This window comes from Vogesella sp. EB, from assembly GCF_001037925.1.
GTDB classification, from domain to species: Bacteria; Pseudomonadota; Gammaproteobacteria; order Burkholderiales; family Chromobacteriaceae; genus Vogesella; species Vogesella indigofera.
Genome location: NZ_LFDT01000051.1, coordinates 1 through 10,689 on the forward strand (window position 1 = coordinate 1; position 10,689 = coordinate 10,689).

The following is a 10,689-nucleotide window of genomic DNA, read 5'->3' on the forward strand; positions in this document are numbered from 1 at the left end:
GTGACACAAGGAAAAGGTTGGCCGCAGCGATGCGGCCAACCTTTTTGTCGTCCGGAAGCGTCGCGCTCAGAACGTGTTCACGATCTCGCGCGCTCACGCGAGACAAGGCGAAAACCGAGGGGCGCGGCGTTTAGCTGGAGATAAACCAGCATGCCGAAGCCGTACTCACCGTGTAACGTTTCACTAAGCGCAGCAGATCGTGAACAGGTTCTCAGGGCAGCAGGATGAGGGAGCCGGTCGTGCGCCGCGCTTCCAGGTCGGCGTGTGCCTGCGTCGCGTCGGCCAGCGCGTAGCGCGCCGACGGCTGCACCTTCACCGCGCCGGCGCGGATACGTTCGAACAGTGCCTCGGCGCTGGTTTCCAGCTCGGCGCGGGTGGCCACGTAGTCGCCCAGCTTGGGGCGGGTGAAGAACAGCGAGCCCTTCTGCGACAGCAGCAGCGGCGCGAACGGCGGCACCGCGCCGGAGGCGTTGCCGAAGCTGACCAGCATGCCGCGCGGCGCGAGGCTATCCAGCGACATCTCGAAGGTATCCTTGCCCACCGAGTCGTACACCACCGGCACGCCGCGGCCGCCGGTCAGCTCGCGCACCCGCGCCACCACGTCTTCCTCGCGGTAGTTGATTACCTGCTTGCAGCCCAGCCGCAGCGCGATGGCGGCCTTGTCGGCGCTGCCGACGGTGCCGATCACGTTGACGCCCAGTGAGCTGAGCCACTGCACCGCGATCTGGCCGACGCCGCCGGCGGCGGCGTGCCACAGCACGGTCTGGCCGGCTTCCACCGCGTAGGTGCGGCGGATCAGGTACTCCACGGTCATGCCCTGCAGCATCACGCAGGCGGCGGTGTCGTCGGCGATGTCGTCCGGCAGCTTCACCAGCAGCGCCGCCGGCAGCGTGCGGTACTGGCTGTAGGCGCCCTGTGCGCCACCGGCGTAGGCGACGCGGTCGCCGACCTGCAGGTGGCTGACGCCGTCGCCGACCGCCGCCACCACGCCGGCGGCCTCGGAACCCAGCCCGGACGGCAGCGGCAGCGGATACAGCCCGCTGCGGTAGTAGGTGTCGATGAAGTTGACGCCGATGGCGGTGTGGCGCAGCAGCACTTCACCGGCGGCCGGTGCGGGGATGGCGGCCTGTTCGGCGCGCAGGACATCGGGGCCGCCGCAGTGCGACAGGCGGATGGTCAGGTTCATGGGGCCTCCGGAGCGTGGGGTCGGTAACAGCGGCAGTGTGCCGCAAAGCGCGCGTGGCGCGGGGGAACACAGTGTTCGCCAGAGCCTGTGCACGATCTGCTGCACTTAATCCTGATGAGGGATCCCGATGGGGCGATACCGCGTTGAAAACGGCTTCGGCTGCGGGTTTATCTCCAGCTAAGAGCCGCTAACAAAACCTCGCAGAGCACCTGAGCCAAGGCGCGCCGACGCAGACAGTACAAGTCGTACGGCAAGGAGGCGCAACGCAGGATCAGGGGTTTTGTTAGCGGTTCTAAACGCTGCGCCCCCGGTTTTCGCCTTGCCTCGCGTGTGCGCGCGAGATCGGGAACACGCGCTTAGCCGGCGGCCGGCGCCTGGCGGCGGTAGTAGTCGTCGACAAAGCGCGCCACGCCGGGCAGCAGCTGCGGCCACGCCTGCAGGCGGTGGTCGTCACCGCTCTGTACCAGCTGGCTGGCGCCGGCGTAGTGGCGCACCGCCTCGCGCCAGTCCAGCACCGCGTCGGCCGTGCCCAGCAGCAGGTAGTAGCGCGCCGGCGTCAGCCGCGCTGGCCGCATCGCCACCAGCTGCTGCATGTGCTCGCGGCCGAGGCGGTAGTGCTCGCCGGTGTACGGGTTGTGCAGCGGGCCGAGGAAGTGCTGCAACTCGCGCTCCGGCCAGATCGCCGGGTTGATCAGTACCGCCGGCAGCCGGTGTTGCTCGGCGAGCGCGGTGGCGTAAAAGCCGCCCAGCGAGCTGCCGATCAGCGCCGTCGGCTGCTGCTGCGCGATCAGCAACTGCAGCTGCTGCATCGCCTGCGCCGGATACGGCGACAGCTGCGGACACAGCAGCTGGCCGGCGGCCGGGTGCTGCTGCAGCCAGGCGGCGGTCTCGCGCGCCTTCAGCGATTGCGGGCCGGACTGGAAGCCGTGCAGGTACAGGTAACGCTGGCTCATGGCACCTGGTAGGGCTTGAGGCGGGCGGCCAGCACGCCCTGCTGCTGCAGGGTGCGGATCGCGTGGTTGAGGCTGGCCGGCGCCAGGTGCGAGCGGCGCGACAGTGCGCAGCTGAGCGGCATGCGCGACAGCACCAGCGGCTGCAGCTGTACCTGGTGCGCCTCGCGCAGGTTGTTTTTCAGCCACCAGGCAAAGCTCAGCTCGTCGACCACCGCGACATCGACCACGCCGCTGGCGGCGGCGCGCAGTTGCAGGTTGCCCTGCTGCTGGTCGATGCGCTGCGCGCCGTGGGCAAAGGCGTGCGCCAGCGCCGGGTAGTGGTAGCCGATCACGGTGCCGATGCGGCGGCCGTTGAGCTGGCTCAGCGAGGTGATGCGTTCGTGCAGCGTCAGCGGCGACACGAAGCGTTCCACCTGCTCGGACAGCGGCAGCGACCAGTGGAAGCGTTCCGGCGCCTCCCACCACGCCGGGTTGGTGTTGCACACCATGTCGATCTGGCCGCCCTGCAGGTAGCTGTCCATGCGCTTGCGCGCCAGCGGCAGGTACTGCACGCGCTGGCCGAGCTGGTGGGCGATGCTGTCCAGCAGGTCCTTCCACAACCCGCCGTCCAGCTGCGGCTGCGGGCTGTAGGAAAAGATCATCGACGGCGCGGCGTCGTTCTCGGTGACGCCGACGGTGAGGGTGTGGTCGTCGTCGGCGGCGGCAGGCAGGGTCACGGCCAGCAGGCACAGTGCGCCGGCCAGCCGTTGCGGCCAACGTTTAGCGGTTTTTCCATTCATAGCGGTCAAGGATACGCCGGATGCTGCCGTTTTGTTCCATCTCGCCGATGGCCTGGTCGAGCCGGCTCTCGCTGTAGCGGCTGCCCGGCGACACCGCGCAGCGCGTCGGCATCACCGACACCACCAGCGGGTGCAGCCGCAGGTTGGCCGCCTGCGCCGGGTTGGCGCGCGCCCAGGCGCTCATCTCCAGCTCGGAATTGATCACCACGTCGACCATGCCGGTCTGCAGCGCGCGCATCAACAGCGGCAGCCGTGGCTGGTTGACGCGGGTGGCACGCTGGCCCTGCCACAGCGGCTCCACCGTGGTGTAGTGGTAGCCGCCGATGACGCCGATGCGCTGGCCGGCCAGCTCGTCGACGCTGTCGATGGTGCGCGGGTGCGGCTTCAGCGACATCACCCGTTCGATCTGCGGGTAGAACTCGCGCGTCCAGCCGACGCGCGAGGCGCCGACATACCACGCCGGATTGGTGTTGCACACGATGTCGATGCTGCCGTTGTCGATCGACATCTCCACCCGCTTGCGCGACACCACGATGAACTCCACCGGTGCCTTCAGTGTGCGCCCCAGCTCTTCGCCCAGCTCCTTCGACAGCCCGCCGACCAGCTGGCTGCCGGCCAGTACCACGATCGGGGCGGAGTCGGAGTCGGCGACGCCGATGCGCAGCGCCGGCGCGGCCTGGGCCGTGCTGGCCAGCAGGCCGGTAGCGACAATGGTTAGCACCAGAAGTGGGGTTTTCATATGAAGCACCAGCCAGATGGTTATAAATGCTCGATCTAAGGATTCGATCTCGCAGCCGCGTGCGCAATGTTAAGATAACCGGCCCCGCATCTACATAGTTTTACTTAAAAAAGTCGCCTTTGCCATGTCAAAAATTGCCCATCACTCCGCCTACGACTTGCTCGCCCGCCGTATCCTGATTCTGGACGGCGGCATGGGCACCATGATCCAGCGCCACCGGCTGGAAGAGGCGGACTACCGTGGCGAGCGCTTTGCCGACTGGCCGCGCGACGTGAAGGGCAACAACGACCTGCTGGTGCTGACCCAGCCGCAGATCATTGCCGGCATCCACCAGGCCTATCTCGACGCCGGTGCCGACATCATCGAGACCAACAGCTTCAACGCCACCGCCATCGCGATGGCCGACTACGGTATGGAAGAACTGGTGTGGGAGCTGAACTACGCCGCCGCCAAGCTGGTAAAAGACCTGTGCGTGGCGATGACGGCGGCCAACCCTGACAAGCCGCGCTTCTGTGCCGGCGTGCTCGGCCCCACCAGCCGCACCTGCAGCATCAGCCCGGACGTGAACGACCCCGGCTACCGCAACGTGACCTTCGACGAGCTGGTGGAAACCTACACCGAGGCCATTGACGGTCTGGTCAAGGGCGGCGCCGACTTCCTGCTGGTGGAAACCATTTTCGACACGTTGAACGCCAAGGCGGCGGTGTTCGCGATCCACAAGTACTTCGACGAGCATCCGGAGACAACCCGGCTGCCGATCATGGTGTCCGGCACCATCACCGACCAGTCCGGCCGCACGCTGACCGGCCAGACCACCGAGGCGTTCTACAACAGCCTGTCGCACGCCAACGCCATGAGCTTCGGCCTGAACTGCGCGCTGGGCCCCGACCTGCTGCGCCCGTACGTGGAAGAAATGTCGCGCATCTCGGCCACCTTCGTGTCGGTGCACGCCAACGCCGGCCTGCCCAATCCGCTGGCGCCCACCGGCTACGACCTGACGCCGGAAGACATGGCACCGCAGGTGTGCGAGTGGGCGGAAGCCGGGCTGGTGAACATCATCGGCGGCTGTTGCGGCACCACGCCGGAGCACATCAAGGCCATTTACGAAGCAGTGAAAGACCTGCCGCCACGGCCGCTGCCGCAGATCGAACCGAAGTGCCGGCTGTCCGGTCTGGAGCCGTTCAACATCGGCGACAAGGACCTGTTCGTCAACGTCGGCGAGCGCACCAACGTCACCGGCTCCAAGGCCTTCGCCAAGCTGATCCTCAACGGCGACTACGCGACCGCGCTGGACGTGGCGCGGCAGCAGGTGGAAAACGGTGCCCAGATCATCGACATCAACATGGACGAGGGCATGCTGGACGCCCACGCCGCGATGGTGCGCTTCCTCAACCTGATCGCCGCCGAGCCGGACATCAGCCGCGTGCCGATCATGATCGACAGCTCGAAATGGGACGTGATCGAGGCCGGCCTGAAGTGCATCCAGGGCAAGGGCATCGTCAACTCCATCTCGATGAAGGAAGGCGTCGACAAGTTCATCGAGCAGGCGCGCCTGCTGCGCCGCTACGGCGCGGCGGTGATCGTGATGGCCTTCGACGAGGTCGGCCAGGCCGATACCTACGCGCGCAAGGTCGAGATCTGCGAGAAGAGCTACCGCATCCTGGTCGATGAAGTCGGCTTCCCGCCGGAAGACATCATCTTCGACCCCAACATCTTCGCGGTGGCCACCGGTATCGAGGAACACGCCCGCTACGGCCTGGACTTCATCGAGGCCACCGGCTGGATCAAGCAGAACCTGCCGCACGCCAAGATTTCCGGTGGCGTGTCCAACGTGTCGTTCTCGTTCCGCGGCAACAACAAGGTGCGCGAGGCGATCCACGCCGTGTTCCTGTACCACGCCATCAAGAACGGCATGACCATGGGCATCGTCAACGCCGGCGCGCTGGAGGTGTACGACGAGGTCGACGCGGTGCTGCGCGAGCGCATCGAGGACGTGGTGCTGATGCGCGGCGACGACATCATGGCGGTGACCGAGGCGCTGATCACGCTGGCGGAAAGCTTCCGTGGCGACGCCAAGGAGGCCAAGAGCGAGGACCTCGCCTGGCGCAAGCAGCCGGTGGAAAAGCGGCTGGAGCACGCGCTGATCAAGGGCATTACCACCTTTATCACCGAAGATACTGAAGAAGTGCGCCTGAAGTGCGAGCGCCCGATCCACGTGATCGAAGGCCCGCTGATGGATGGCATGAACGTGGTCGGCGACCTGTTCGGTGCCGGCAAGATGTTCCTGCCGCAGGTGGTGAAATCGGCGCGCGTGATGAAGGCCGCCGTCGCCCACCTGGAGCCGTTCATCGAGGAAGAAAAGATCCGCATGGGGCTGCAGGATGCGCCGGCCAAGGGCGTGATCATCATGGCCACGGTGAAGGGCGACGTCCACGACATCGGCAAGAACATCGTCGGCGTGGTGCTGCGCTGTAACAACTACAAGGTGATTGATCTGGGCGTGATGGTGCCGTGCCAGACCATTCTGGATGCCGCGCGCGAGCACAACGCCGACATCATCGGCCTGTCCGGGCTGATTACCCCGTCGCTGGAAGAAATGGCGCACGTGGCCAAGGAAATGCAGCGCCAGGGCTTCGACATCCCGCTGTTGATCGGCGGTGCCACCACCAGCCGCGTGCACACCGCGGTCAAGATCGCGCCCAACTACAGCGGCCCGGTGATCTACGTGCCGGACGCCAGCCGCGCCGTGGGCGTCTGTTCCAACCTGCTGTCCGACACCCTGCGCGATGCCTTCGTCAAAGAGGTGTCCGACGACTACGCCCGCGCCCGCGCCATCTTCGAGAGCCGCGGCGACGCCAAGCTGCTGCCGATTGCCGCCGCGCGCGAGCAGCGCCACCGCATCGACTGGGCCAACTACACCCCGCCGACGCCCAAGTGGCTGGGCGTGCGCCGCTACGTCAATTACGACCTCGCCGAGATTGCCGAGGTGATCGACTGGACGCCGTTCTTCCAGAGCTGGGAGCTGGCCGGCCGTTATCCCGCCATTCTCAGCGACGAAGTGGTCGGCGAATCCGCCACCGCCCTGTGGGCGGACGCGCAGGCGATGCTGAAGCAGATCATCGACGAGAAATGGCTGAGCGCCAACGCGGTGATCGGCCTGTTCCCGGCGGTGAGCGTCAATCATGACGACATCGAGATTCTCGATCCGGAAACGCGGGCGCCGCTGCTGACCTGGGTCGGCCTGCGCCAGCAGCTGGTGAAGACCGACAAGGATGGCAACCGGAATCCGGACTGGTGTCTGGCCGACTTCATCGCGCCGCGTGACAGCGGTGTGGACGACTACATCGGCGCCTTCGCCGTCACCGGCGGGCTGGGCATCGACCCGCACGTGGCGCGTTTCGAGGCCGCCAACGACGACTACTCGGCCATTCTGCTGAAGGCGCTGGCCGACCGCTTCGCCGAGGCCTTTGCCGAGCTGATGCACCGCCGCGTGCGCACCGAGTTCTGGGGCTACGCCGCGGACGAGACGCTGGACAACGAGGCGCTGATCGACGAGAAGTACGTCGGCATCCGCCCGGCACCGGGCTACCCGGCCTGTCCGGACCATACCGTGAAGAAGGAACTGTTCCAGCTGCTGGACGCACCGGCGATCGGCATGACGCTGACCGAAGGCTACGCCATGCTGCCGACGGCGGCGGTGTCCGGCTTCTACTTCAGCCATCCGGACTCGCGCTACTTCGGCGTCGGCAAGATCAGCCGCGACCAGGTGGAAAGCTACGCGCTGCGCCGCGGTGTCAGCGTGGCACAGGCCGAGCGCGACCTGGCGCCCAACCTCGGCTACAACACCTGAGCATGGCGCGCTACCCGGCCCAAGGTTGGCCGCGCCGGCTGCTGACGGCGGCGCTGCTGTGTCTGGCGCTGCCGGCGCCGGCGGTGGAGTCGCCGCTGCCGGTACTGCAGGTGGCGCTGGGCGAAAACAAGCCGCCATACATCATCGCCGACGAGGCGCGCGGCATCGAGTACGAGCTGGTGAGCAGCGTGCTGCGCGCCGCCGGCTATCAGCCCAAAATACTGCTGCTGCCCAACCAGCGCGCACAACTGGCGCTGGCCGACGGCCGCATCGATGCCGCCATCTCCAACAACGGCCCGTTCGTGTCCGAGCCCTACATCGCCTACCGCAACATGGCGATCACGCTGTGCCATCGTCACCTGCAGCCCAAGCACATCGCCGAGCTGGGCCAGTACCGGGTGGCGGCGTTCCACAACGCGCAGCGCTTCCTCGGTGCCGAATTCGCGGCGATGGCCAAGGCCAACGTCGATTATGTCGAATCGTCGCCGCAACCCATCCTGAACAACCTGCTGTTCACCGGCCGCACCGATGTCGTCATCTCCGACCTGTTCATCTTCCTGCACTTCGCGCAGCAGCCGGACGTGCCGCTCAACAACCGCCAGGCGCTGTGCACCCACGCGCTGTTTCCGCCGACACAGTACGCGCTGTCCTTCCGCGACCCGCGTGTGCGCGACCGCTTCAACAAGGCGCTGCAGCAGCAGGCGCAGGCCGGGCTGTACCAGACGCTGGCGCAGCGCTACCGCCTGCCGGGGCAGAGCCAGCCGCTGTTCCGCCCGCAGCCGCCGGGCAGCGGTGCCTTGCGGCCAACCCTGGCCGCCGGCTGAGCGCCGGCGACAGGCGCTGGCGGGCGTGGGATAATCGCCGCCTTCGCCCGTCGCGGCCGGCCCGGTTCGTGTGCCGGCCGCTGCGTCCTTTCCCCTGTCTGTCGTGAGTTTGCCGCCGCCTTGCGCTGCCGCCCGCTGTGGTGCGCCTGCCGGCGCGCGCCCTGTTGCGGAGTAGCGTGTTGACCAAAATGACCCCGTCGGCGATCAAGACCGACTTTTTCAGCGGCATCACCGTGGCGCTGGCGCTGGTGCCGGAGGCGATCGCCTTCGCGCTGGTCGCCCACGTCAGCCCGCTGACCGGGCTGTATGCCGCCTTTTTCCTGTGCCTGATCAGCGCCAGCTTCGGCGGCCGTCCGGGCATGATCTCCGGCGCCACCGGCGCGCTGGCGGTGGTGATGGTGTCCATCGTCACCCGGCACGGCGTGGAGTACCTGTACGCCAGCGTGGTGCTGATGGGGGGGCTGCAGCTGCTGTTCGGCGTGTTCAAGCTCGGCAAGTTCATCCGCATGGTGCCGCACTCGGTGATGCTGGGCTTCGTCAACGGCCTGGCGCTGGTGATGACGGTGGCGCAGGCCGGCCATTTCAAGCAAGACGGCCAGTGGCTGGCCGCGCCGCAGCTGGCGGTGATGGCGGCGCTGACGGTGCTGACCATGGCCATCATCTACCTGCTGCCGCGGCTGAGCCGCGCCATTCCGGCGGCGCTGGCGGCGATCCTGATCGTGGCCGGCGTGGTGGCCGGCTTCGGCATCGACACCAAGACCGTCGGCGACATGGGCTCCATCGCCGGCGGCCTGCCGCAGTTCCACCTGCCGCAGGTGCCGCTGACGCTGGACACGCTCTACATCATCCTGCCGTACTCGCTGGTACTGGCCGCCATCGGCCTGCTGGAGTCGCTGCTGACACTTAACCTGATCGACGACATCACCGACAGCCGCGGCCAGCCCAACCGCGAGGCGCTGGCGCAGGGCGGCGGCAACGTGGTGGCCGGCCTGTTCGCCACCATGGGCGGCTGCGTGCTGATCGGGCAGAGCATGATCAACATCAATAACGGCGCCCGCCACCGCCTGTCCGGCATCGTCGCCGCGCTGTTCCTGCTCGGCTTCATCCTGTTCCTGGCGCCGTGGATCGAGCAGATCCCGCTGGCGGCGCTGGTCGGGCTGATGCTGGTGGTGTCGCAGAAGACTTTTGCCTGGGGCAGCCTGCAGGCGTTGCGCAAGATCCCGCGCCAGGACGCGATCATCGTCGTCGGCGTGACGCTGATCACCGTGCTCACCGATCTGGCGGTGGCGGTGCTGTGCGGCGTGGTGTTTGCCGCGCTGGTGTTCGCCTGGCAGCACGCCAAGACCATCCGCGTCACGACCCGCACCGACGCGCAGGGCTGGAAGGTGTACGAGCTGGAAGGCAGTCTGTTCTTCGCCTCTGCGGCCAACTTCAGCGAGCTGTTCGCGCCGAAGAGCGACCCGGAGCACGTGGTGATCGAGTTCCGCCGCGCGCGGGTGGTCGACCACTCCGCCGTCGAGGCCATCGATGCGCTGGCGGCCCGCTACCAGCAGGCCGGCAAGACGCTGCACCTGCGCCACCTGAGCCCGGATTGCCTGGAGCTGCTGGACAAGGCCAAGGGCATGGTGGAGGTCAACCAGTTCGAGGACCCGCACTACCACATCGCCGACAACAAGCTGGGCTGAGTCGCGCTTTTCGGGTCCAGACCGCCACGCCGCCGCGTGGCGGTTTTTTTGCGGCCAACGTTGGCCGCGCCATGTTGCCGTCTTGTAACAGGGCGGATGCAAAACCGCAGCATGGATAAGTTGCGCTGACGTTAGGCTACAAATCGTCATGCCGCAGGGGCGGCAACAGCACAGCAAAGGACAGCAATATGAGTCTCTCCGGCATCGCGGCAGCGGGGTCCACCGTGGCCTACGGCCTGGGCAGCGTGGGTAGCGGGGTGGTGAAGATCGCCTCCGGCGTCGGCGACATCAGCGCCGGTGCGTTGCAGGTGGCCACCGGCGTGGTCAGCGGCATCGAGGAAAGCGGCGACGCGCTGTATGGCGGCTTCTCCGCCACCGGCGAGGCGCTGGCCAGCGGTCTGCAGCTCGTCGGCGGCATCATCGACGCGGTGGCCTGACGCCGGTTCACCATCGCGCGCTCACGTGAACAGGCGGGACCCGGTGAAAACGGCGGCGGCAGGCGGGTTGATCTTCGGATAAACACCGCCGCCGCCGCCGCCGTTTTTAATGCCGTCTCGCCCGGTTTTAGAGCGCCGGGCGTAAAGCGCGGCTCAGTGGTACAGCGCCGCCAGCGTGTGTGCCGCGGCGCCGGGGTCGGCCTGTTCGAACAGGCCGCCGATCACCGCGATGGCGT

The 10,689-nt window shown here is 67.1% G+C and carries 8 protein-coding genes; 4 read left to right on the top strand and 4 right to left on the bottom strand.

Annotated elements, in window-relative coordinates; translation table 11 throughout:
* Positions 1–211: 211 nt before the first annotated feature.
* From ACG97_RS16480 to ACG97_RS16495, 4 genes are all read right to left on the bottom strand, one after another.
* Positions 212–1,186, bottom strand: a complete 975-nt coding sequence (locus ACG97_RS16480) for a quinone oxidoreductase (RefSeq protein WP_047968476.1) — start codon at positions 1,184–1,186, stop codon at positions 212–214.
* Positions 1,187–1,542: 356 nt separating this feature from the next.
* Positions 1,543–2,139, bottom strand: a complete 597-nt coding sequence (locus ACG97_RS16485) for a YqiA/YcfP family alpha/beta fold hydrolase (protein WP_047968477.1) — start codon at positions 2,137–2,139, stop codon at positions 1,543–1,545.
* Positions 2,136–2,918 carry an ABC transporter substrate-binding protein gene (locus ACG97_RS16490; RefSeq protein WP_047968478.1) on the bottom strand — a complete coding sequence of 261 codons (783 nt, stop codon included), beginning with the start codon at positions 2,916–2,918 and terminating at the stop codon, positions 2,136–2,138. The genes ACG97_RS16485 and ACG97_RS16490 overlap by 4 nt, the downstream gene beginning before the upstream one ends.
* On the bottom strand, positions 2,899–3,657 hold the full coding sequence (locus tag ACG97_RS16495) for an ABC transporter substrate-binding protein (protein WP_047968479.1): 759 nt from the start codon (positions 3,655–3,657) through the stop codon (positions 2,899–2,901). Before ACG97_RS16495 ends, ACG97_RS16490 begins: the two co-directional genes overlap by 20 nt.
* Positions 3,658–3,781: 124 nt before the next feature.
* Here ACG97_RS16495 and metH point away from each other — a divergent pair, with 124 nt between their 5' ends.
* From metH to ACG97_RS16515, 4 genes are all read left to right on the top strand, one after another.
* Complete coding sequence (gene metH, locus ACG97_RS16500) at positions 3,782–7,507, top strand: methionine synthase (protein WP_047968480.1); 3,726 nt, start codon at positions 3,782–3,784, stop codon at positions 7,505–7,507.
* 2 nt (positions 7,508–7,509) lie between these two features.
* Complete coding sequence (locus ACG97_RS16505; protein ID WP_047968481.1) at positions 7,510–8,331, top strand: ABC transporter substrate-binding protein; 822 nt, start codon at positions 7,510–7,512, stop codon at positions 8,329–8,331.
* Between the two features lie 188 nt (positions 8,332–8,519).
* The gene (locus ACG97_RS16510) at positions 8,520–10,016 is read left to right on the top strand and encodes a SulP family inorganic anion transporter (protein WP_047968483.1); all 1,497 of its coding nucleotides are present in this window, start codon (positions 8,520–8,522) and stop codon (positions 10,014–10,016) included.
* A 188-nt stretch (positions 10,017–10,204) separates the two neighbouring features.
* Positions 10,205–10,453, top strand: a complete 249-nt coding sequence (locus ACG97_RS16515) for a hypothetical protein (RefSeq protein ID WP_156168069.1) — start codon at positions 10,205–10,207, stop codon at positions 10,451–10,453.
* Positions 10,454–10,689: the final 236 nt, after the last annotated feature.

What these genes read in the sequence shown, in the direction of transcription:
- ACG97_RS16480 (WP_047968476.1), bottom strand. Translation starts at nt 1,186, where the DNA reads ATGAACCTGACCATCCGCCTGTCGCACTGCGGCGGCCCCGATGTCCTG.
- ACG97_RS16485 (WP_047968477.1), bottom strand. Translation starts at nt 2,139, where the DNA reads ATGAGCCAGCGTTACCTGTACCTGCACGGCTTCCAGTCCGGCCCGCAA.
- ACG97_RS16490 (WP_047968478.1), bottom strand. Translation starts at nt 2,918, where the DNA reads ATGAATGGAAAAACCGCTAAACGTTGGCCGCAACGGCTGGCCGGCGCA.
- ACG97_RS16495 (WP_047968479.1), bottom strand. Translation starts at nt 3,657, where the DNA reads ATGAAAACCCCACTTCTGGTGCTAACCATTGTCGCTACCGGCCTGCTG.
- metH (WP_047968480.1), top strand. Translation starts at nt 3,782, where the DNA reads ATGTCAAAAATTGCCCATCACTCCGCCTACGACTTGCTCGCCCGCCGT.
- ACG97_RS16505 (WP_047968481.1), top strand. Translation starts at nt 7,510, where the DNA reads ATGGCGCGCTACCCGGCCCAAGGTTGGCCGCGCCGGCTGCTGACGGCG.
- ACG97_RS16510 (WP_047968483.1), top strand. Translation starts at nt 8,520, where the DNA reads ATGACCCCGTCGGCGATCAAGACCGACTTTTTCAGCGGCATCACCGTG.
- ACG97_RS16515 (WP_156168069.1), top strand. Translation starts at nt 10,205, where the DNA reads ATGAGTCTCTCCGGCATCGCGGCAGCGGGGTCCACCGTGGCCTACGGC.